Source organism: Stenotrophomonas maltophilia group sp. Smal12 (assembly GCF_037079935.1).
GTDB classification, from domain to species: Bacteria; Pseudomonadota; Gammaproteobacteria; order Xanthomonadales; family Xanthomonadaceae; genus Stenotrophomonas; species Stenotrophomonas sepilia.
In genome coordinates this window covers 18,953-40,947 of the sequence record NZ_JBAWUK010000019.1, presented here as the reverse complement: position 1 = coordinate 40,947, position 21,995 = coordinate 18,953, and the positions used below count along the sequence as shown (strand labels likewise).

The 21,995-nt window shown below is 65.6% G+C and carries 26 protein-coding genes; 25 read left to right on the top strand and 1 reads right to left on the bottom strand.

Annotated features, from left to right (window positions below):
* Nucleotides 1-140: 140 nt before the first annotated feature.
* The 11 genes from WDC87_RS10480 to WDC87_RS10430 are packed head-to-tail and all read left to right on the top strand — an operon-like array spanning nt 141 to nt 5,496.
* Entirely contained in the window at nt 141-389 is a 249-nt protein-coding gene (locus WDC87_RS10480; RefSeq protein WP_005412417.1) for a hypothetical protein, read from the top strand.
* 10 nt (nt 390-399) lie between these two features.
* Entirely contained in the window at nt 400-1,050 is a 651-nt protein-coding gene (locus WDC87_RS10475; RefSeq protein ID WP_005412416.1) for a hypothetical protein, read from the top strand.
* Between the two features lie 12 nt (nt 1,051-1,062).
* Entirely contained in the window at nt 1,063-2,937 is a 1,875-nt protein-coding gene (locus tag WDC87_RS10470) for a DNA polymerase (RefSeq protein ID WP_049417451.1), read from the top strand.
* Nucleotides 2,919-3,257 (top strand): hypothetical protein, encoded by a 339-nt coding sequence (locus WDC87_RS10465; RefSeq protein WP_050483582.1) that lies wholly within the window; start codon nt 2,919-2,921, stop codon nt 3,255-3,257. The genes WDC87_RS10470 and WDC87_RS10465 overlap by 19 nt, the downstream gene beginning before the upstream one ends.
* A complete protein-coding gene (locus WDC87_RS10460) occupies nt 3,254-3,619 on the top strand; it encodes a hypothetical protein (protein WP_005412414.1) in 366 nt (121 codons plus the stop codon). The genes WDC87_RS10465 and WDC87_RS10460 overlap by 4 nt, the downstream gene beginning before the upstream one ends.
* Nucleotides 3,620-3,647: 28 nt before the next feature.
* Nucleotides 3,648-3,773, top strand: coding sequence for a hypothetical protein (locus WDC87_RS10455; RefSeq protein ID WP_005412413.1), 126 nt, complete (start codon nt 3,648-3,650; stop codon nt 3,771-3,773).
* On the top strand, nt 3,770-4,018 hold the full coding sequence (locus WDC87_RS10450; RefSeq protein WP_005412412.1) for a hypothetical protein: 249 nt from the start codon (nt 3,770-3,772) through the stop codon (nt 4,016-4,018). The genes WDC87_RS10455 and WDC87_RS10450 overlap by 4 nt, the downstream gene beginning before the upstream one ends.
* Nucleotides 4,015-4,326, top strand: a complete 312-nt coding sequence (locus WDC87_RS10445; protein ID WP_005412411.1) for a hypothetical protein — start codon at nt 4,015-4,017, stop codon at nt 4,324-4,326. The genes WDC87_RS10450 and WDC87_RS10445 overlap by 4 nt, the downstream gene beginning before the upstream one ends.
* On the top strand, nt 4,323-4,472 hold the full coding sequence (locus WDC87_RS10440; protein WP_005412410.1) for a hypothetical protein: 150 nt from the start codon (nt 4,323-4,325) through the stop codon (nt 4,470-4,472). The genes WDC87_RS10445 and WDC87_RS10440 overlap by 4 nt, the downstream gene beginning before the upstream one ends.
* Entirely contained in the window at nt 4,469-5,302 is an 834-nt protein-coding gene (locus tag WDC87_RS10435) for a hypothetical protein (protein ID WP_004154583.1), read from the top strand. The genes WDC87_RS10440 and WDC87_RS10435 overlap by 4 nt, the downstream gene beginning before the upstream one ends.
* Nucleotides 5,290-5,496, top strand: coding sequence for a hypothetical protein (locus WDC87_RS10430; protein WP_005412408.1), 207 nt, complete (start codon nt 5,290-5,292; stop codon nt 5,494-5,496). Before WDC87_RS10435 ends, WDC87_RS10430 begins: the two co-directional genes overlap by 13 nt.
* A 25-nt stretch (nt 5,497-5,521) precedes the next feature.
* Here the strand turns inward: WDC87_RS10430 and WDC87_RS10425 are convergent, their stop codons facing one another.
* Complete coding sequence (locus WDC87_RS10425) at nt 5,522-5,830, bottom strand: hypothetical protein (protein ID WP_032961816.1); 309 nt, start codon at nt 5,828-5,830, stop codon at nt 5,522-5,524.
* A gap of 68 nt (nt 5,831-5,898) precedes the next feature.
* Between WDC87_RS10425 and WDC87_RS10420 the strand changes: the two genes are divergently transcribed.
* The 14 genes from WDC87_RS10420 to WDC87_RS10355 all read left to right on the top strand — a co-directional run bounded on the left by WDC87_RS10420 (nt 5,899) and on the right by WDC87_RS10355 (nt 21,975).
* Nucleotides 5,899-6,435 carry an adenylate kinase gene (locus WDC87_RS10420; RefSeq protein WP_004154581.1) on the top strand — a complete coding sequence of 179 codons (537 nt, stop codon included), beginning with the start codon at nt 5,899-5,901 and terminating at the stop codon, nt 6,433-6,435.
* Nucleotides 6,436-6,499: 64 nt separating this feature from the next.
* Entirely contained in the window at nt 6,500-6,679 is a 180-nt protein-coding gene (locus WDC87_RS10415) for a hypothetical protein (RefSeq protein WP_005412407.1), read from the top strand.
* Nucleotides 6,680-6,699: 20 nt separating this feature from the next.
* Nucleotides 6,700-6,852, top strand: a complete 153-nt coding sequence (locus WDC87_RS10410; protein ID WP_005412406.1) for a hypothetical protein — start codon at nt 6,700-6,702, stop codon at nt 6,850-6,852.
* Entirely contained in the window at nt 6,845-8,401 is a 1,557-nt protein-coding gene (locus WDC87_RS10405; protein WP_005412405.1) for a portal protein, read from the top strand. The genes WDC87_RS10410 and WDC87_RS10405 overlap by 8 nt, the downstream gene beginning before the upstream one ends.
* Nucleotides 8,402-8,417: 16 nt before the next feature.
* Entirely contained in the window at nt 8,418-8,561 is a 144-nt protein-coding gene (locus tag WDC87_RS10400) for a hypothetical protein (RefSeq protein WP_004154577.1), read from the top strand.
* On the top strand, nt 8,561-9,346 hold the full coding sequence (locus WDC87_RS10395; protein ID WP_005412404.1) for a capsid assembly protein, putative: 786 nt from the start codon (nt 8,561-8,563) through the stop codon (nt 9,344-9,346). The genes WDC87_RS10400 and WDC87_RS10395 overlap by 1 nt, the downstream gene beginning before the upstream one ends.
* A gap of 26 nt (nt 9,347-9,372) precedes the next feature.
* Entirely contained in the window at nt 9,373-10,326 is a 954-nt protein-coding gene (locus WDC87_RS10390) for a phage capsid protein (RefSeq protein ID WP_005412403.1), read from the top strand.
* Between the two features lie 99 nt (nt 10,327-10,425).
* Nucleotides 10,426-11,016 (top strand): hypothetical protein, encoded by a 591-nt coding sequence (locus WDC87_RS10385; RefSeq protein WP_005412402.1) that lies wholly within the window; start codon nt 10,426-10,428, stop codon nt 11,014-11,016.
* Nucleotides 11,016-13,148: a hypothetical protein gene (locus WDC87_RS10380; RefSeq protein WP_005412401.1), complete on the top strand. Its 2,133-nt coding sequence runs from the start codon at nt 11,016-11,018 to the stop codon at nt 13,146-13,148. Before WDC87_RS10385 ends, WDC87_RS10380 begins: the two co-directional genes overlap by 1 nt.
* The gene (locus WDC87_RS10375; RefSeq protein WP_005412400.1) at nt 13,145-13,618 is read left to right on the top strand and encodes a hypothetical protein; all 474 of its coding nucleotides are present in this window, start codon (nt 13,145-13,147) and stop codon (nt 13,616-13,618) included. Before WDC87_RS10380 ends, WDC87_RS10375 begins: the two co-directional genes overlap by 4 nt.
* Before the next feature lie 32 nt (nt 13,619-13,650).
* Entirely contained in the window at nt 13,651-14,049 is a 399-nt protein-coding gene (locus WDC87_RS10370; RefSeq protein WP_032961812.1) for a hypothetical protein, read from the top strand.
* 3 nt (nt 14,050-14,052) lie between these two features.
* Nucleotides 14,053-16,227, top strand: coding sequence for a hypothetical protein (locus WDC87_RS10365; protein ID WP_032961810.1), 2,175 nt, complete (start codon nt 14,053-14,055; stop codon nt 16,225-16,227).
* A 6-nt stretch (nt 16,228-16,233) separates the two neighbouring features.
* Nucleotides 16,234-19,398, top strand: a complete 3,165-nt coding sequence (locus WDC87_RS10360; protein WP_005412397.1) for a hypothetical protein — start codon at nt 16,234-16,236, stop codon at nt 19,396-19,398.
* Between the two features lie 39 nt (nt 19,399-19,437).
* Entirely contained in the window at nt 19,438-21,975 is a 2,538-nt protein-coding gene (locus WDC87_RS10355) for a phage tail fiber protein (protein WP_005412396.1), read from the top strand.
* Nucleotides 21,976-21,995: the final 20 nt, after the last annotated feature.

Sequence of the window (21,995 nt, the reverse complement as noted above, 5' to 3'; positions counted from 1 at the left end):
CCAGCTGATGCGCCGCTCTCCTTCGCTGAGAGCCTCGTTCTCCCCTACCAACTCCCGCGCTCCGACCAAGCCTGCCGTGTCATGTACGGCAAGCCTGGGCGGCGCGTGGTCATCCACATCAAAGCCGAGGAACTACCCCAATGAAAGAGATCGTCGCCATCGCAATCGACCTGCTGACCGCTCCGTTCCGCAAGGACACCGTGACCGACGTGGTGAAGGTGCTGGAGGGCCAGGTGGACAAGCTGTTCAAGATCAGCGCCGACCGCATCGCCACCGCATCGACGCTGCGCGACAAGGCCGATGTCCTGCACTCGCAGGCCGACGAGCACGAGGAAGAAGCCGAGCGCGCCCTGCGCGTCGCCGAGCGCTTCACCAACCTGATCCGCTAAGGGACCAACCATGACTGCCGAGCAACACGCTCGGTCCCTGTTCGACGTGTTGCCGGCCGAAGTCCGCCACCTGGTGATCCTGGGTGGCGGAAGCCTGCGCGCGTTCTACGACGGGACCGAAATCAAGGACATCGACTGCTTCTTCGTGTCACTGGCGAGCTACACCTACGTGGCCGCGTACCTGAGCGGCCGTAACGACTGGACCAGCGAGGCCGCTCCGAACGGCATCCGCAACTTCCGCTCGCCCGAGGGTCACCTCGTGAGCCTGATCGGCTTCGAGTTCGGTACGCCGCACGAGCACTGCGCCCGGTTCGATCTGCGGTGCTGCGCCCACGTCGCCATCTACGAACCCAGCACCGACGAGGTGGTGGTCGTATCCCTCGAAGGCGCGGTTGCCGACGCATCGGAGAAGCTGCTGTTCGTGCTGAACAACAACGGCACCGAGCGCACCATCCGCCGCATCACGCACTACGTCGAGGATTACGGCTACACGCTGCATCCCGACCAGCCCGAGCAGGACGAACTGTTCGAGGACGACGACTTCCCCGGCCACGCGCCGCAGGGCGTCCACACGCCGCCGAAGGCCCCCGAGCCGGAGTACATCCTCCGCGCCCGCCGCCGCGTCCGCGCAATCCCCGTAACCAACCACGGCTACCCGTAAGGAGGACCGCCGTTGATCCTCGTATTCGACTGCGAGACCAATGGCCTCCTCGACGAACTTGACACGATCCACTGCATTTCCCTCCAAGAGGTAGATGAGACCGGCGCACCGCGCGGTCCCATCCTGTCCGCCAACGATCACGGCACGGGCGAAATGACAGTCCGTCAGGCCGTCGAGAGGCTCAAGAAGGCCAAGCGCGTTGTCGGCCACAACATCGCCGGATTCGACATTCCGGCTATCGCCAAGGTGTTCCCGGACTTCAAGGTCCAGGCGTACTTCGACACGTTGCTGATGTCCACGCTGGTCTACCCGGACCTCAAGGACCGCGACTTCAAGGCCCGCAAGAAGCAGGGAGCGAACCCGGTGTTGCCGGGCAAGCTGATCGGCCGCCACGCCCTCGAAGCGTGGGGCTACCGCCTCGGTCGCTGGAAAGGCGACTACGCGGCGCAGATGGCCGCACGCGGCCTCGATCCCTGGGCACAGTGGTCTCAGGAAATGGACGACTACTGCGACCAGGACGTTGCGGTCACGCAAGCGCTGTTCGCGTTGCTGATGAGCAAGGGCCTCCCTACCGAGGCCATCGAGCTGGAGCAGGCCGTCGCGCCGATCCTCTCGCGTCAGCAGCGCTACGGCTACCTGTTCGATCAGGAGAAGGCGCGTGAGCTGGAGTGCATCCTCGTGTCCCGGCGCACTGCGCTGGAGGCCGAGCTGCGCAAGGTCATTCCGCCGTGGAAGGTGGTGAAGCGCAAGTTCGTACCGAAGCGCGACGACAAGCGCCGCGGTTACGTCAAGGGCGTGGAGGTCACGACCTACAAGGACGTGGTGTTCAACCCGGCAAGCCGCCAGCACATTGCTGACCGCTTGACTGCAATGTACGGCTGGCAGCCCCAGGAGTTCACCGAGAAGGGCCAGCCGAAGATCGACGAAGAAGTCCTGGGCGCGCTCAAGTTCCCGATCATCCCGCTCCTGCTGGAGCACTTCATCGTCAACAAGCGCCTCGGCCAGCTCGCCGAAGGCGACGAGGCGTGGCTCAAGGCCATCAAGAAGGACGGCCGCATCCACGGCAGCGTGAATCAGAACGCAGCGGTGACCGGCCGCATGACGCACTCGAAGCCGAACATCGCTCAGGTGCCGAAGGTCCAGCACTCGAAGGAGAAGGGAATCCTCAAGGGCCAGGAAGGCGGCTACGGATTCGAGTGCCGCTCGTTGTTCTGCGTCCCAACAGGGAAGCTCCAGGTCGGCGCGGACGCCTCGGGATTGGAGCTGCGCTGCCTGGCGCACTTCATGGCAAAGCACGACGGCGGCGAGTACGCCAAGGTCATCCTCGAAGGCGACATCCACTCCGTCAACCAATCGGCGGCAGGACTGCCAACCCGCGACAACGCCAAGACCTTCATCTACGCCTTCCTCTATGGGGCAGGCGACGCGAAGCTCGGCTCCATCGTTGGCAAGGGTCGCCAGGCCGGGGCGAAGCTCCGCTCGAAGTTCCTGGCCGGGCTGCCTGCGCTGGAGAAGCTGGTACGCGGGGTCAAGAAGCGCGCGGCCGAGAAGGGATACCTGATCGGTCTCGACGGCCGGAAGCTGCACATCCGCAGCGACCACGCCGCGCTCAATACCCTGCTCCAGTCGGCCGGTGCGCTGGTGATGAAGAAAGCCCTGGTGATCCTCGACGCCGACCTGCAAGCCGCAGGGTTGGTGCCGGGCGTCCACTACGAGTTCCTCGCCAACGTCCATGACGAGTGGCAAATCGAAGTGGACGAGGACAAGGCCGAGTTCGTGGGCAAGACCGCCCAGGCTGCCATCCGCAAGGCTGGCGATTACTTCGGCTTCCGCTGTCCGCTCGATGGCGAGTTCAAGATCGGAAGGAATTGGGCCGAGACGCACTGACCCGCGGCAAGCGGGACATTGCACTCGCCCTGGTGCGCCAAGCGAAACGCCGGGCAGCTAGGAAGGGACTGCCGTTCGACCTCACGTCGGACGACATCGTGGTCCCCGACTTCTGCCCGGCACTGGGCATCCCGCTGTACCGCGCTGTCGGGCGCAAGGCCCAAGGCCCCAACTCACCCACGCTCGACCGCATCGAACCTGACCTCGGCTACGTCCGGGGCAACGTGCGCGTGATCTCCGCACGCGCGAATCAGATCAAGTCCGACGCGACTCCCTCGGAGCTTCTGCGAGTCGCCTGTTACGTCCAAGAGAACCGATGAACCCAACCAACATCCTGCGCGCCCTCGCGGCGCTGCTGGTCGTTGCCGCGCTCGCGGCAGGCGGCTTCGCAGCCTGGAAGTACACCGCAATGGCCCAGCGCGTGACGGAGCTGGAGGAGTCGGCAAAGGAACTGGCCGACCTCAAGCAGACCGTCGAGACCCTCAACCGCGAAGCCGTGCGCCGCTCTGCCTTCGATGCAGCGCTGCGGAACGCCCGCGCCACCACCAACCGCTCTGTGGAGATTGCAGCAAATGCTGACCCGGAAACTGGCGATTACCTGTCTCGCCGCATTCCTGACGAGCTGCGCCGCGCACACCTCGAAAGTCGTGCCGGAGCAGTTCCTCCAGCCGACCGTCATTGAGGGCACGCACTCCTCACTCGACGCCGTGATGGCTGACCCGACCACCACCACCTACGACCTCTACCGCTTCGGCGGCAACGCCGAGGACGGCCTCCAGCGTTGCAACGCCGACAAGGCGAGCGCCCTGGAAGTCCTCAAGGAATCGAACCGATGAACGAGAACCGGCTTCGCGTGCATTTCATTGGCGGCCCCGCTGACGGCGATGTCCGCGTGATCGATCCGTGTACCACCTACCGCGTGGCTGTGCTCGAACACCAGCCCGAGGTTCATGCCTACAACGCCAAGTGCCCGTGCTGCACCGAGCGCATGCTGCGCCCCGTGGAGTGGAGCACCGCGACCTACTTCATCCGCCGCGTTAGCGAGAAGTGCTGGGTCGCCGTACACGAGAGCATGGTATGAAGCGCGCTCTCCTGATCCTGGCGCTGTGTGCTGGCCTCGCTGCGTGCGATATGAAGCCCTGGCCGCCGAGTGCGGACTATGGCTCGTGCCTGAAAGGGCACAGCGAGAACTCCTACATCATCATGTGGCAGTCGATGTGTACGGGGAACTCCTGCACGCAGATTCCGTACACCATCCCGACCACCGACTTCGTGTGCGACGAGCACGAGTACCCGCTCGGCGACGGCCCGGAGTACCAGGCCGGAATGAAGCGCTACGCCGCCGAGCTACAGGCGTGGTATGAGCGCTACCCGGAGAAGCGGCCATGACTTCCTACGTCACCTATCGGCCACCGCAGGCGGCCGGTTCCTGGGTCATTGGCGGCAACTTCTTCGTGCAGGTCCGGGAGCGTCCGAACTGGCTGCACCGCTGGTTCGCGCTGGCGTTCCTGGGATGGCAGTGGGTGGACGCATGAACAAGCGCGGCCCCCTGCTACTGATCGACGCCGATGTGCTGCGCTACCAGCTCGCGTTCTCGAACACCGCGAACATCGACTGGAACGGCGACGGCAACAAGGTCGAAGCGATCCAGCCCGAGCGCGCGAAGGCGAAGCTGGAGGACTACATCGACGAGATCGTCGAGAAGTTCGGCGCGCGTGATTACCTGCTGGCCCTGTCCTGCAAGAAGCACAACTTCCGCAAGGACATCGACCCAACCTACAAGCTCAACCGTGCCAGCAAGGACAAGCCTGCCCTGTGGTACGTGCTCGACGAGTTCGTCTACGACGAGTTCGGCGACAAGATCGTGGAGATCGAGAACCTGGAAGGTGACGACGTGCTGGGGCTGCTGGCCTCGCACCCGAATCCGAAGCGCGCGCCAGGCAGCCGCATCGTCGTGTCCATCGACAAGGACATGCAGACGATCCCCGGCATCCGTCTCTACAACCCCAACCGTCCCGACGTGGGCGTCCGGCCGATCTCGGCTCACGACGCTGACCTGTTCTGGATGAAGCAGGTGCTCACGGGCGACCAGGTGGATAACTACCCCGGCTTCCCCGGCATCGGCCACAAGGGCGCGGACGAGCTGCTCATGCCCATCCACGAGGCGTACCGCGATGCGTCCGTCGAGGAGCACCTCGGCGCGCTGTGGAACACCGTCGTCACCACCTACACCACCCGCATCCCCCGCGGCGGCACCGAGCCGCTGTCGAAGCACGATGCGATCCGCCAAGCACGCCTCGCGCGAATCCTGCGCTACGGCGACTACAACCCCAAGACCAAGGAAGTGAAGCTGTGGAAACCCTGATCCTGTTCATCACCATCGTCGCCGTGCTGGCCGTGCTGTTCGCCTTCGTCGCCTACGGCGCTGCCTGGCTGTGGTGGCGCAGCCTCAACACCCTCGAACGCACCCTGTACCGCTCGGCTGGCAGCGTCAAGCTGTGGCCGGCCGCTGTCGGCGTTGCTGGCGCGGCTTGGCTGATCGCCCGGTGTTTCGCCTGACGACAACCAAGCCACCTGATCCTGCTTACCGCAACTCGTCCACGTAGAACTGCTTCCAGTGTGCAATCTCTGACGGATTCCGACTTACGGGTTCTCGGCTATTGAAAACCCAAAGCTGGATCGCCTTCGGCGTAGTCAACGTTTCATACGTGCAGCTGAACTCAGTGAGCTTATCTGTGATGAGCTGCTTGGCCGCATCGTAGCGCTCTCGCTGAATTCCTTGTGCTTGCCCTGATGCCACGAGCGCATCCATCGCCTCCTGTAGGCCATAGAGCTTCTGTGCAAGCTCAGAGATTTCCGCTCCGTTTGTGTTACTCGGCGTAGAACTCGCCATACCTGTCTCCTTCCATAACGAACACGAATTGTACCCGGCTAAGGCCGGGTTTCTCTTTTGGAGTCCCCATGAAGATCATCGGAATCACCGGCCGCGCCCGCAGCGGCAAAGACACCCTGGCCGAGTTCCTGGTCAGCGACCACGGCTTCGTGAAGCTGTCCTTCGCGGCCCCGATCCGCGCCTTCGTGGCGGACATCACCGGCCTGCCGGTGTCCGCGATGGAGGACGGCCCGCTCAAGGAGGAGCCGCTCGACTGGCTCAACGGGCAGACCCCGCGCCGCCTGATGCAGACCGTGGGCACCGAGTGGGGCCGTGAAATGATCGACCGCGACCTGTGGGTCAAGGTGGTCGCGCAGAAGATCCGTCAGGCCCGCCGCGACGGCGCTGCTGGCGTCGTGGTGTCGGACGTTCGCTTCGACAACGAGGCGCAGTTCATCCGTGAGTGGGGCGGCCAGGTGGTCCAGGTGCTCCGCGACAGCGCGGCCCCGGTCTCGGCGCATGCCTCCGAGGCAGGCGTCCACGGCGACCTGATCGACACCGTGATCGACAACAACGGCCCGATCCACCGCCTGCGGATGGTCGCGGAATCGCTGGCCCGACTCTAAGGGTTTAGTGGTCATCATCGGGGGAAACGACAGTTTCCCCACCTATTCATAACCCAGGAGTTCTATGCAAATCCCTCTGCACTCCTACGACCTGATCGACCTCCTGGACGAACTGCACCCCGAAGTGATCTACGACCCCGCCAAGCCGAAGGAGGAGTTCCTGCTCCGGCAGGGCGAGCGCCGCCTGATCCTCCGGCTAAAGGCGCTGCGGAAGGTCGAGCAGATGGAGCACCGCGCCCGCTAATCATGTGCAGCAAGCCCAACATGCCGGACCAGCAGGAGAAAGACCCGATCCTGCTGACCCGCCAGGACACCCAGCCGACCGGCCACGCGGCCGATCAGCGGCGTAAGTCCAAGGTCCGACTGGACCTGAACAACGCAACGCAGTACCAAGGACTGACCATTCCGAATGGCTGACGCCAAGCAGACCTCGGCCGAGAAGCAGACGGCCGCGAAGCGCTACGGCGATCTCAAGTCCAACCGCAAAGAAGCCGAGACGCGCGCCAAGCGCTGCGCCAAGGTTACCCTGCCCCGCCTGTGGGTGGACGAGGGCGCGAAATCGCGTACCCCCGGTTCCGCCTACATCGACACCGGCCCGAAGTGCGTCAACGCCCTGGCCTCGAAGATCGTGCTGGCCTGGCTCCCGCCGAACGCCTCGGTGTTCAAGCTCGCGCCTGACCAGGCAGTCGCCGAGAACATCGCCGAGCAGGCTGGCGTGGAGACCTCCGAACTGGAGGCCGCGCTGGTGGACGTGGAGCGGGTCATCGTCAACGACCTGGAGACCAGCGGCGTCCGCCCGGTCCTCAGCGAGGCGGCCAAGCACGCCATCGTCCTCGGCAATTTCCTGCTCTACGACCCCGACGAGGGCAAGCCTAAGCTGTATCCGCTGACCTCCTACGTGACCGACCGCGACGGCCTGGGCAACGTGCTGGAGATCATCACGCTCGACAAGATCGCCCCGGCCATGCTGCCGGACTCGATCCGCGCGGCGGTGATGCAGAAGCTCGCCCAGGAACGCGACGAAAAGACCAAGAACGACGACGTGAACCTCTACACCTGGGTGCGTCGCTCGGAAGATGGCAAGGAGTGGGAAGTGGTCCAGGAGGTCGAGGGCGTCGAAGTCCCCGAGACCGTGGGCACCTACCCCATCGACGCCTGCCCGTGGATTCCCCTGTGCGCGCCGCCGTCCCTCGTGGACGACTACGGCGAGGGCTTGGTCTACGACTACGTGGGCGCGTTCGAGTCGCTGGAGGCGCTGCGCAAGGCGATCCGTAAGGGTGCCGCCGCGCTGGCGAAGATCATCATGTTCCTCAAGCCGACCTCGACGATCCGCGAGCGCCAGCTCACCGAGGCCGAGTCCGGCGCGGTGCTGCGTGGCGAGGCCAGCGACGTGACCACGCTCCAGCTCCAGAAAGCCTACGACCTGAACTTCGTGCGTCAGGAGGCCGAAGGGCTGGCGAACTCGCTGGAGCTGATCTTCGGCGTGAAGTCCGCCGTGCAGCGCCCCGGCGAGCGCGTGACCGCCTACGAAATCCGGGTGCTCACCCAGGAACTCGACGACGCCCTCAGCGGCTTCATGGCGATGTCGGGCGAGCAGCTCTTGCTGCCGCTGATCCGCCGCCGCCTGCACAAGCTCCAGAAGCAGGGTCGCCTGCCCGAGCTGCCGCAGGAACTCATCAAGCCGCGCATCACCGTTGGCATCGCCGCCCTCGGCCGCGGCCACGACCTGAACAAGCTGATCGAGTTCGGTCAGGCAGTGGATGCGCTTGTCGGCGCAGAGGAGAAGGCGCGCCGCCTCAACAGTGGCGAGGCGATCTCCCGACTGGCCGCCGCTTCCGACATTTCCACCAAGGGCCTGATCCGCTCCGACGACGAGCTTGCTGCCGAGCAGCAGGACGCCTCGGCGCAGGAGGCGATGGTCCGTGCCGCTCCGAATATCGCCTCAGCGATGACCCAAACCCCGTAACCCCGAGAAGGACGCAATGTCGAACGAAACCACCGAGAAGCCCGCCAAGCCGACCAAGGAAGCCCCGAAGGCTCCGAGCGTCGAGCGTAAGGGCAAGGCCGAGATCACCCGCAAGACGAACGGCCTGGTCATCGTCAACTACAAGCCCGAGGACAAGTAATGTCGCAGCCGGGCAAGTCCGAAGTGACCGTCAGCCTTGACGGCATCAACGGCCAGCCGACCCCAGGTCAGCAGCCGCCGCAGAACTCCCAGGACACCCAGCAGCCCGCACCGGGCGCGCAGGGTGGCACCGATGGCGAGCGCCTGTTCGGCGGCAAGTACAAGACCGTGGAGGAGCTGGAAGCCGCCTACGCACAACTGAGCACGCCAGCCGACGACAAGGGTGGCAAGGGCGGCCCCGCGACCATCGACGACGCCACCGCGGATGACGCGCGTGACGCCTTGGCGCGGGCTGGCCTGAACCTGGACGACTTCGCCACCGAGTTCAACTCGAACGGCTCGCTGTCCGAGGAGAGCTACAAGAAGCTCCAGGACGCGGGCTATCCGAAGGAGCTGGTGGACGTGTACGTCGATGGCCTGCGCGCTCGCGTGCAGACCTACGAGAACGCCGTCTACTCGCCCGCAGGTGGCAAGGCCGGTTACGACGGCCTGGTCCAGTGGGCTAAGACCAACCTGAGCGCCGAGCAGAAGCGGGCGTTCAACGAAGCGGTGCAGTCCGGCGACGCCGGCCGCGCAGCGCTGGCAGTCCAGGGCCTCGTCGCCCTCCGTGGCGGCAACGGCCGCCTTCTGAATGGCAAGACCGCATCGAACGCCGATGCAGGCCCCAAGCCGTTCCAGTCGCAGGCGCAGGTCGTCGAAGCGATGCGCGATGTGCGCTACCACCGTGATCCGGCTTACCGCGCGGAAGTCTCCGCCCGCCTGGCCGTGTCGCCGCTGTTCAAGTAATCCACTCAACCTCAAGCAAGGACTAAATGTCGGACGCAATCCCCTCCCGCCTGGGTCAAGCCCAGGCCAACGGCGACGCCTGGGCGCTGTTCAAGCAGAACTACACTGCTGAAACCATCACCAGCTTCGTCGAGAACTACAAGCTGGACGGCCGCGTGTCGGTGCGCAACATCGAGAGCGGCAAGTCCGCCTCGTTCCCGAACGTCGGCACCATCGGCTCCGAGTACCATGTGCCGGGCACCGAGATCAAGGGCCTGGTGGTCGAGCACAACGAGACCATCATCACCCTCGATCCGATGCTGATCTCGCACGCCTTCATCGCCAACATCGACGAGGCGATGAACCACTACGACGTGCGTTCCGAGTACACCCGTCAGCAGGGTGCGGAGCTGGCGCTCAAGCGCATGCAGAACGAGCTGCGCTGCGCGATCCTGGCCGCTCGTACCACCGAAGGCAAGGTCGAAGGCCAGCCGGGTGGTGCCATCATCAAGGCCGCCACGATGGCCTCCGATCCGACCGTGCTGGCCGATGCGTTCCGCAACGCCCGCATGCTGTTCGACGAGAAGCTGCTGCCGGACAACCCGCAGGAGTTCACTGGCGCACTGGCCCCGGCTCAGTGGTATCTGCTGACCGAGAACAAGGACTTGATCGACCGCGACATCAACGCGGAATCGAACGGCTCCTACGGCCAGGCGATCATTTCCTCGGTCGCCCGCATCCCGCTGGTGAAGATCAACGCGATGCCGCGTGTCGATGAGTCGGCCCTGGCCTCGATCCCGGCCAAGTACCGCGGCAACTTCGCGGACACCGTGGGCGTGATCTTCCACCGCTCGGCGGTCGGCACCCTCAAGCTGCTGGACCTGTCCCTGGAGGACGTGTACCAGGGCGAGAAGCAGGGCACCCTGATGCTGGCGAAGTACGCGCTGGGTCACGGCATCCTGGCTCCGCGCGGTGCCATCGAGCTGTCGAAGGCCCCGTAAGCAATACCGCGCCGTTGGGCAAATCCCGCGGCGCTTCAATCTCTCTCCATCTACGGGGGACATCCACATGGGTGTCCCCCGTTTTTTTGCCCCGAATCCATGAACCTCGAACTCACTCCGACCACGGAACTCGAAGCCGTCAATGTGCTGCTCGGTGCTATCGGCGAAGCGCCGATCAGCGACCTCGAAGCGCTCGGCAACCTGTACGCCTCGCAGGCGCGCGACACCCTCCGCGCGGTGAGCCGCGAGGTCCAAACCGCTGGCTGGTGGTTCAACACCAGCGAGTCGTTCACCTTCACGCTCAACGCGGAAGGCAAGGTGCTGCCGCCGCAGTCGATCCTCAAGCTCGTCCCCGCACGCGGAAGCGAGCCGCTGGTGATCCGAGGCACGCGCCTCATCAACCCGCTCACCCTCGCCGACACGTTCTCGTCGGCCCCCACCGCCGACTTCGTGACCTGGTTCCTCGCCTACGAGGAGCTGCCCGAGTCGGCCCGCCGCTACATCGCCGTGCGCGCTGCGCGTCTGTTCCAGACGAGCGTGCTGGGTAGCGACCAGCTCTACGTGTTCACCGAGAAGCACGAGGAGGAGGCATACCTCATCTTCGCGCAGGAGCACGCCGACTTCACCTACGCCCGCGGCCACAACTTCCTCAGTGGCTCGACGGACGTGTCTGATATTTGGGACCGCTGATGCCGCTAATCACGGGGGACTATCCCTCGTTCCTGGGAGGCGAGTCGCAGCAGGACGATACCGTCCGCTCGCCGAACCAGCTCACCAAGGCGATCAACGCCTGGCTGCATGCCGCAATGGGCGCTGGCAAGCGCCCGCCCGCCGAGTTCGTTGCTGGCCTTGGCGTCACCCTCGATCACGACTGTGCCTTCCACTCCATCGTCCGCGATGAGAACGAGCGCTACATCGTCGCCGTGGGTCACCGCAGCATCCGCGTGTTCGACCACGAGACCGGCAAGGAATACACCGTCAACGCCACGGGCGACGCGCTCAACTACCTGGACACCCAGGGACAGCGTGCGTGGTCGTGCTTCGCGCTGGCGACGTTCTCCGACACCACCTTCATCGTCAACCGGCTGGTAGACGTGAAGCAGAGCGATGAGCTGTCGCCCGGTTCGCTGTACGGATCGGCGCAAACGATGTCCGACCTGCCGAAGCCCGGCGACAAAGGCTCGGCCGTTGTGCCGACCGGCGCGATCTACAACATCATCGGCTCGTCCGAATCGCAATTCGACGACTACTACGTCCAGAAGCAGTCCTCCTCGGTCTACCTGGAGGTCGCCCGGCCGGGCATCAAGCACCGCTTCGATGCCAAGACGATGCCGCACATCCTCAAGCGCATCCCCGATCCAGTGCATGCGGACGGCTTTTGGTTCTCCTTCGGTGGACCGGAGTGGACCGCGCGCCTCGCGGGTGACGAGCAAAGCAACCCGTTCCCGTCCATCGACGGCCAGCGCATCCGCGAGGTGTTCAAGCACCGGGACCGCCTAGGCTTCCTGGCCGGGGAGAACGTGCTGATGTCCGAGGTCTCCGATCCGTTCAACCTCTGGCGCACTTCGGTGACCCAGGTGCTCGACGCCGACCCCATCGACGTGAGCGTCAGCGGGTCTAACGGCGTCACCACGCTCTACCACGCAGTCCCGTTCCAGTCGGCCCTGTTCCTTGCCGCTGCGGGCGGCCAGTTCCTCCTGACCGCCGAGCCGTACCTGGCCGCCAAGAACGTCAAGAGCGATCCGGTCAACAGCTACAGCAGCTCGCCGTACATCCGGCCGAAGCTGATGGGCGAGTCGCTGTACTTCACCGAGGACAGCGGCGCATACGCCAGCGTGCGCGAATACTTCATCGACGACCTGTCGGTGACCGGCGACGCCGCCGACGTGACGGCGCATGTGCCCAAGCTGATGCCGGGCCGCATGCGAGCGATGGCGAGCGCAAGTGGTGCCGACTGCGTGTTCTTCGCTCCTGACGAGCCGACCGACGCGCAGCTCTACGTCTACTTCGTCCGCTGGATCGGCGACGAGAAGCAGCAGTCCGCATGGACGCGCTGGTCAATCTCCGGCGTCGGTCGCATCGTCCACATGCACGCCATCAACGACGTGCTGTACGCCGTCGCGGAAGCCCCAGGCGGCGGCTGCGAGCTGCTCAAGTTCCGCATGGTGCTCAACCAGCACGACACGGATGCCACGGGCGACTACAACTTCCTGCTCGACCGCATGCTGGTGGTGCAGCCCACCTATCAGCAGTTCGGCAACGAGACCTGGATCGACCTGCCCTACATCGTGCCCGATGGCATGACGGTCACCGTCCTCAAGACGGACGACTGGCAAGACCCCGGCGCGTACCTGGACATCACCAAGGCGCGCTGGGACAACGCCCGCACCCGCCTTGCGCTCCCCGGTAACCACACCGAGGGCCGCGTGGTCGTCGGCATGGACTACGAGCACCGCCTCACCCTGACCAAGCCCATCGTTCGCGGTGGGCAGAACCAGGCCGTGCTGGTGGGCCGCACGCAGGTGCGTGACATCGAGGTCGCCTACAAGGATGGCGCGTACTTCGAGCTGGAGGTCGAGCAGCACGGCAATGGCCGCGTCGAGACCTACGTGGCGTCGCACTCCGGTGCGTACACCGCGCGCGTCCTCAACGACTCGGTGTTCCGCACCAGCGCCCCGACGTTCCACTCCGGCTCTCGCCGGTTCCCCGTGCTGGGCGACGCCAACAGCGTCCGCATGCACCTCGTCAACCGCCTGCCGTTCCAGTGCTGGTTCCAGTCAGCACAGTGGCGCGGCATGTTCGTCTCCCGCAGCCGAGTATGACCCTGACCTATCGAAGCCCCACCGCCAGCGACATCCTCCACGTCGCCGAGAACATGCGGCAGGAGGACATCCTGGAGGTGGCGGCTTCGCATGGTCACACCCCGCTCCAGGCGCTCGCATTTGCAGTGACCGCGAGCGACCGCAGTTTCGCCGCGATGCACGACGGTTCCCCCGTGTGCATCTTCGGCTTCAGCCAGCACGCCGAGGGTATCGCCTCGGTTTGGCTGCTGGGCACCGACGCCCTGGTGGCTCCCACGTTCTGCCGCACGTTCCTCCGAGAAGCTCGGCGGATCAGCGACGAGTGGTCGGCCACCTTCGGCACCATCTTCAACTTCGTCGATGTCCACGCCGTCACCACGCGGCGATGGCTCGGCTGGCTTGGCTTCCGCGAGAGCGGCGTCGAGTCCGCCTACGGCTTCGCCAAGACACCCTTCGTCCGAGTAACCAAGACCCCATGTGCAACCCCGTAGCAGTCCAGGTCGGTATCGCCGCAGTCAGCGCGATGGCGACCATGTACGGCCAGGATCAGAACAACAAGGCCATCGAGGAAGCCGCGGAGCGTCAGCAGGAGCAGATCAACGACCAGGCCGCCGAGCGCACCCAACAGCGCATGGAGGAGGCCCGCGCACTGCGATCCGCGATGCGCGCCTCCGCAGCAGAAGCGGCAGTGTCCGGCAACTCGGTCGAGCTGCTGGCGAACGACATCATGGCCCAGGCTGGCCGTGACGTGGCCCTCATCGAGAAGAACCGCAGGAACGGAGTCGTCGAAAGCGGCTCCGAAGCACGCGCTCGTATCCGCACCGGCAATGCCGAGGCGCTGGGCGGCGTGATGCAGTCAGGCGCGAATGCCTACAGCAACATCCAAACCTACAAGCGCTATTCCATTCCCGGAGACGAGTAACCCGTGGCTCGCACGAAACCCCAAGAGATCATCCGCCGCGCGCAGGTGCCGCAGCGTCTCGCCGAGCGCCCCGTTCTGGCGGTGCAGGCTGACCAAGCGTCCTCCGCTGGTGCCGGTGTCCTCTCTCGCACCGCCGCTGCGGTGCTGACGCGCGTCTCGGATTCCGTCAACTCGCAGATGATCTCAAACAGCCGCGAGCAGTACAGCGCCGCGGCGACCCAACGTATGCAGGAGGACGCCGAGGGTACGCCCCGGCAGGCCGAGGACTTCGTTGCCCAGCAGTCGGAGTCATGGCGTCGCGGCTACCTCAAGGCAGACGGCATCATCCGCGTCCGCGACTGGCAGATCGAAGCGGCCAAAGAGATCGCCAAGGCCGAACCCGGCACCGACATCGAGCCGCTCATCAAGGAGCGGATGGCTGCGCTGACGCAGAACCCCGAGTTCCAAGACCCGCAGGTCCGCAAGGCCCTGATGCCGGTCGCCATGCGCGCCGCGCAGCAGGTCCGCCAGCAGTGGCAGGCCGACTCGATGCGGGAAATGCTGGTCCGGCAGAAGGAGTCGCTGACCGCGATCATCCGCGACGGCATCAAGGGCGGCACGTTCCTCACTTCCGAGGGCATGAACGGCCTGTACGCGATGCTGGACCAGGAGGAGTACGCCTATCTCAACAAGCGCGACGTGGACGAACTCTACGTCGAGGCCGCCAAGGAGGAGCTGGCCGCAGGCAACCGCGATCCTCAGTCGATCCTGGCGTTCCTGGAGCAGGACCGCGGCGACGGCCAGCCCGGCTTGATGAACACCGAGCACGGCGACGAGCTGCGCGCGGCGGCTGCCGCTGGTGCCCGCGTGATCGCACACCGCGAGGACGAGGCACGCAAGCAGGCGATGGCCGAGGCAGAGTGGACGCTCCAGGGCCTCGCGGATCGCGGCCAGCTCACCCACAAGACCATCGACACCTGGGCCAGTAAATTCGGCCTGAGCGGTGGCGACCTCCAGTCCTTCAAGCGATACTGGAACAACCAGCAGGAGCAGACGCTTCGCCGCTGGGAGCAGGAAGCGAAGGAGCGCGCCCGAGAGGAGCGCATCCGCAAGCTGGTAGCCGGGGGCAATCCCTACGAGATCAGCGACGCCGACCTCAAGAAGCAGGCCGGTAAGGAGTGGGAGGAAACCCCGCAGGCCGCACGCGGCCAGGTGCTCCAGAAGTGGGCACGGCAGGGCATCGTCATCCCCCAGCTCGAACGCATCCTCAAGCGCGCTGACCCGGCGTTCCAGGAGAACTTCCAGAACGCCGCGACGCTGTACGAACAGCTCCGCAAGGTCTCGCCCAAGTACGCCGATACGGTCGCTGGCGGCGAGGCTGCCGCAATGCTGGACCAGTACCTCTACGACACCCGGCGCAGCGGTCAGTCTCACCAGGAGGCCGCTCGCGTCCTGACGCAACCGAAGCGGGAAGTCGAGGAGGCCCGCTCGGTCATCAACGACACCTGGAAGTCCGGCATCAAGGACTACCTGGAGATCGACGGCAAGCCGCGTGACCCGCGTGAGCTGCACCGCATCCGCCAGGAAGCCGAGCGCATCGCCTCGCGTGGCGGAGTGTCCGGCGAAGCTGCCATCCGTGCAGCGGTCGGTCAGATCGACGCCCAGCGCACGACCGTCAACGGCCGCCGCGTGCCAAACATCGGCATGCCGCAGGGTGCCGAGCCAGCGGTAGACGAGCTGATCCAGACGGTCGCGCGCAAGCTCGGCCGCGACCCGGATGAGCTGTCGGCCCTGCCCAATCCCCGCAATCCGGGGCAGTGGCAGATCGTCGGCCCCGACAACTGGCTGATCCCTGACCCGGACACCGGCCGCGCCATCGGTTTCGACCCGCGTGCCATCGCGGCACAGCACCAGCGCTGGAAGGGAGACCTTGCGGAATCCCAGGCGCGTCGTCGGGTCGAGCAGCGCACCACCTGGGCGGACCAGTCCCGGAACATCCGCGACCTGCGCTCGCAGTCGGCGACCACGGAAGTCCCTGCGGCCATCGCCAAGCGCGACGCCAGCGCCGCCGAGGCTCCCGCCTTCGAGCTGCCCAAGTTCGACCTCACCAAGCCGCTGGTTCCCAACGCGGGCACCAAGCAAACCACCACCACCCCGGCAGTCCCCGAGGACTTCCTGGAGTACCTGACGAGGAAGTAAGACCGCATGTTTGAATCCCTACCCGGCGCAGACGAGAACATCGTCAAGCCGGCAACCCAGCAGCCCATCGTGCAAGCCGTGCGCGAGCGCAAGGAGCAGCGAGAGGCCGCGGAGCGCCGGAAGGATCAGACGACCGTATGGGACGGATGGGGCGCTGCCCAGGCAAAGGGCGGCATCGGCTTCATCGACCGCTTCATCACCGAGCTGGGCTACGAGCCGCAGCAGGGCTATCGCATTCCCGCAGACGCGCGCAAGCGCTGGGAGTCGATGGGCCTGCGCCCGGAGCAGTGGGAGCTGTTCGGCCGGGCCACGTCCGACGAGCACCTCTCCTATCTGGAATCCGTGGCCTTTATGAATCAGATGGCGGACGACGACCTGGCGCAGTTCGGCCTGGGCGGACAGATCGCCCTCGGCTTCACCGACCCGGTGGCAACCGGCCTCGATCTCGCCACGGGCGGCCTGGGGTACGCAGCCAAGGCCGGACGCCTCGCCAACGCGGTGCGTTCCGGTCTACAGGCTGCGGGCACCTCCGCGCTGATGTCGGCCGCAACCTCCACCTACGACCCCGAGCAGACGCTCGCGGATGGCGTGCAGAGCGCCGCCCTGTCGTTCGCGTTCGGTGGTGCCCTCGGCGCTCGCCGGGGTGCCCTGTTCGACGGCGAGGTGAAGCCTGACGTGGTGAAGCGGCTGGCCGGTGACGACTCGCTGTCCGCCGCCCGCGTGGCAGGCACCGCCGCCAACGACCTCACGCCAGGCGTCCTCCCGCTGCGCAACGAGAGCGCATTCGAGCAGGAGTTCACCGACAAGGCGCTGGTCAACGCGCACATCACGCCCCACTTCGCCACCGTCCGCCGCGACCTTGCTGCCCGCATGGGTAGCGCCAAGTCGCCGCTGGTGCGCGAGGCGGGCCGCCTGCTGTTCCGCGATGGCGTCGGCTACACCGATCGCTCCGTCGCGGTCCAGGAGTCCACCAGCGAGTTCGCCAAGCGCCACCTGGCCGTCATGGAGACGGAATGGCGGAGCGGAGTGAACGCCGCATGGGACGCCTACAAGCAACGGACAGGCACCCATTGGTGGAACTTCTCCGAGCGCGCAAAGTTCAACGAGGAGGTCGGCCGTGCCGTGCGCGGTGCGCCTGACGTATCACCGGAAGCCGCCAAGGCGGCCGGCAGCGTCGCCAAGGCGATGCGCGATGCGCTCAAGCTGGCGCAGGACAGCAACCTCGACGGCTTCGCCAACGTGGCGCAGAACGGCAGCTACCTGCCGCGCTACTGGAGTGGCAAGGGCTTCAAGCGCCTGTTCGGCGAGATGCAGCTTCACCAGGACGACGTGATCGAGCAGCTCATCAAGCCCGCCATGCGTCGCGCCTGGGAGGCCACCACCGACGAAGGCGACGAGATCGACGACGAGCTGCTCGGGGCGGTTGCACGCTCCTACCTCAAGCGCGCCCAAGCGAACTTCGAGGGCGACGGGATGGACCTGCTGGTCCGCCCGCTGGACAGCGATTCGGTCGAGGAGATCGGCAACATGCTGACCGAGGCGGGCGTCTCGCCCGTGCGGTCGCAAGAGCTACTGTCCAAGCTGGAGCGCAAGACCTACGAGTCGGGCAAGCTCGACCGCGCGAAGAAGCGCATCGACCTCGACGAGACCTACTCCACCACCATCCGCAACGAGGCTGGCGAGGACGTGCAGGTCTCGATGGCCGACCTGTTCGACAACGACGTGGACTCGGTGATGACCCGCTACATGCGCGAGATCACCGGCTGGTCGGCGCTGTCGTCGAAGGCTGGCATCAAGAACCGCGCACAGCTCGACCGCTTCGTGTCGAAGCTCAAGAGCGACGCCCGCAAGTCCGGCGACGACGTGAAGGACATCGAGCGCCTGATCGACATCGGCCTCAAGTCCACCTTCGGCCGCAGCACCGAACTCGATCCCGCCAGCCGAGGCGCACGCTACGCGCGGTTCCTGCGCAACTGGAACTTCGCCCGCGTGATGAACCAGGTCGGCTTCTCGCTGTTCGCCGAGCTTGGCCCGACCATCGCGCATGCCGGTCTCCGCAACTTCTGGAACTCCGTGGGTGCCGCCCGCGACTTCCTGGTGCGCGGCGCTGACGGCAAGCTGTCCTCGCAGGAGGCGCGCGTCATGGAGCGGCTGTTCGCACCCGGCACCGACTGGCTGCGCAACCCGCCGTTCCTGCGCCTGGACGAGGATGCGCTAGTGCCGCAGACGTTCAACGTCAAGCACGGCGAGAAGATCGACAACGCGATGAACATGGCGACGCACGTCACCTCGGTCGCATCCGGCATGGCCCCGATCAACACGATGCTCCAACGCATCGCCGGTCGCGCCACGCTGCTGCGGCTGCTGGACATGGCGAACGCCAAGAAGCTGTCGGACGCCGAAGTGGCCCGCCTGCGCACCTGGGGCCTCGACGAGAAGGCCCAGGCCGACGTGTTCGGCTACCTCAAAGGCAAGCGGCAGATCGAGCAGATCGACCCGGACAAGCTGCCGTTCCAGACGCGCGAGCGCATGGCGGCCTTCCTGTTCCGCGTGACGCGACACCAGGTTCTCGAAGGTGACGCCTCGGACAGCATCGAGCTGATGCACTCCACCACCGGCCGCATCGTCACGCAGTTCCGCAGCTTCATGGTCAACAGCTACACCCGCCACTTCCTGAACTCCGTCCACCACTACGACGACTGGCGCACCTACGCGATGGTCGTGCTGTCCACTTCGGCAGCAGGCATGGGCTGGGCGGCTCGCACGTACATCAACACTGCGGGCAACCCCGAACAGCGGAAGAAGCAGCTGACGCAGGAGAACTTCTACAAGAACGCTGTCGCGCAATCGAGCTGGTCGAACGTGATCCCCGCGGTCACCGACGCCGTGTGGGCGGACGCCTTGGGTAACGACCCGGTGTTCGCCAACAACCGCTCGACCGGCCTGGAGAACGGCGTGATGGGCATCCCGTCCATCGACCTGTTCAACAAGGTCTACGGCAGCACGCGGATGATCGGTTCGGCCATCCGCGACGATGAGGAGATCACCGAGAAGCAGATGCGCGACTTCTGGAAGATTTGGTGGTTCAACAACATGACGGGCGTCCGCAACATCGCGGATCAAGCCCTACAGCAGTTCCCTGACCGCAAGGACGGGACTGATCGACCGTAACCAGGAGGCCCTTCGGGGCCTCCACCTTTTTGAGGACGCATGATCGAACTATCGCGCGGCCTTTCCTTCGTGCTCTACACCTACGAGGGAGGCCCTACGCGGTTCACCGTGCCGTTCCCGTACATCGCCCGCGAACACATCCGGGCGTTCGTCGGTGAACCGGACGCGGCCCGCGCTGTCTCCGTGTCGTGGGTGGACGCCAGCACCATCGAGATTCCGTCGCAGGATGGCGTGCTCGACGCACCCTACACTGTGACCATCCGGCGATTCACGCCGATTGACGCCCTCCTGGTCAACTACAAGGAAGGCGCAAACCTCCCGGCGCGCGACTTGTCCAAGTCGTTCCGCCAACTGCTGTACGCACACCAGGAACTCGCCGAGTTCGGTGGTGGCAGCGGCCTCCCCGGTGGCGGCCCCGGTAACCCCGGTGGCGACCCGGACCTCAACGCAATCATCGAGCAGCTCCTCCGCTCGCCAGCACTGCAAGACCTGCTGACCCGCATCGACCTTATCGACGTGAACGCCGAGGCGATCCTGGAGGAAATCATGCGCTCGCACGAGTTCTTCGACGTGCAGCGCGACTATGGCGACAAGATCAGCACGGCCACCCACGAGATCGGACTGCTGACCGAAGGCAACAAGGTCATCGCGCAGCAGATCATCGACCTGTTCGCGCGGGTGGACTACGGCGAGCAAAGTAGCCAGGCACGATTCCTGGAGGTCAATCGCGCCATCGCTGACGAGCGCTCCGCGCGCGTCGAGGCGATCACCGAGCTGCAAGGCCAGGTGGTCGAGAACGGCAAGACGATCTCCGCAGCGCTCAACCAGCGCATCGACGAGGTGGAGAGCACCACCGAAGCGGCGCGTGCGGCCACCGAGCAGCGCCTCGGCGCAGAGATCGAGGACAGCGCGGCGCAGGTCCGCACCGCGGTCATGGCCGAGGTTGACGCAACCAAGGCCCGCGTGTCCGACGTTGAGACGGCAGTAGTCCGCCACGGCGAGAACATCGCTGGCCTGGCCGAGACCACCGAAGCCCTGACGGACGCCGAGGGTGCCAACACGGCATTCCGACAGCAGATGGCGGCCAGCTACGGCGCGAACGTGCCGCAGGGGATTGCCAATGAGATCGACGGCCAGGTGTCGGCGGTTTCGGCCGCCTTCGAGCAGCGCATCGACACCGAAGCGTCCGCGCGCGAAGCCCTGGCTTCCCAGGTATCCACGCTGGAGACCAGCACCGCGCCGACGATCTTCTCGGACGCGCAGCCCTCCCCGCCCGCTGGCGGCTTCAAGGTTCCGACCTTTTGGGTCAAGACCGTGCAGACCGGCGCGTACCTGACGCAGATTTGGGATGGCACCGGCTGGCGCAAGGCCGACCTGGATGTCACCTCTCCGACCGGCGCGCTGGTGCAGCAGCTCAACACCACCAAGATCACCGCCGAGCAGGCACAGGCCATCGCGGCCACGCAGGTCCAGGCGTTCAAGGACGGCGACTTCGCCACCATCCGGCAGGAGTTCAACGTGGTCGCCGGGCAGCACTCCGGCATGTACGGTCAGTGGCAGGCCAACTACTCGGTCAAGATCAACGCGGGCACCATCAACGGCGTCCCCGTGGTCGCCGGTATCGCCCTCTCCGCCAACCCGCAGACCGGCAGCGACTTCATCGTCACCGCGGATCGCTTCGCCTTCGTCCACCCGCAGTACACCTCGGGCGGCACCTTGGCGAGCATCAAGTATCCGTTCGTGATCGGCACTGTCGGCGGCCAGTCCACCGTGGGCATCCAGGGTGCGCTGGTGGTGGACGGGACGATCACTGCGGACAAGATCAGGGTGAACTCCCTGGCCGCGCTCACGGCAAACGCAGGCACGATCAACGGCGGCACGTTCAAGACCCACACCCTCGACGGCAACGGCAACATCGTCAACGCTGCCGAGTTCCGCGTGGAAATCTCCAACCTCGGCGACTGGCCCCTGTGGGTCGGCTCCGGCGCGAAGAACGCCAACAACGCGGTGTTCTACGTGGACCGCAACGGCGGCGCGTTCTTCCGAGGCCGCGTCAATGCTCCCAACATCGTTGGGCAGTTCCAGTCGGCGACCGGCGTGTGGTGGACCGGGGCAACGAGCCTCTGCTACCAGGCGGGCAACAACTTCATCCCGCTCGGCGATTGGGTGGCGATCCACGAGTTCTGGCTCGGCGCTCCGGTGCTGGCTGGCGAGGGTCATACGCCCTCCGTGTCGGTGACCGTCACCGCGAACACGCGCGTCTACGGGCTGCACGTCATCTTGGAGGAGCTGCGCGACTCTGTGTGGGTCGTCATCGCCTCGCACGAGCCGCCGATGTACCGCGCGTTGATTCAGCAGATGGGCGGCGACGGCAACACCTTCACTGCGTCCAACTTCTACACCTACGAGCAGTCGGTGACGCTCTCGGCGTCCGGCGCATGGACAGGCGGTGCCCGCGCATTCCGCGTGCGGTGCCGCGCATCCAGCCCGCCTCCGCAGGTCCACGGCTACGACGCCCCGGCCTACCCGAACTACCTCATCACGTCGATTGGCGGCTTCGCCTTCGGCATCCGATAACCCTCAGAGAGAACCCAAGC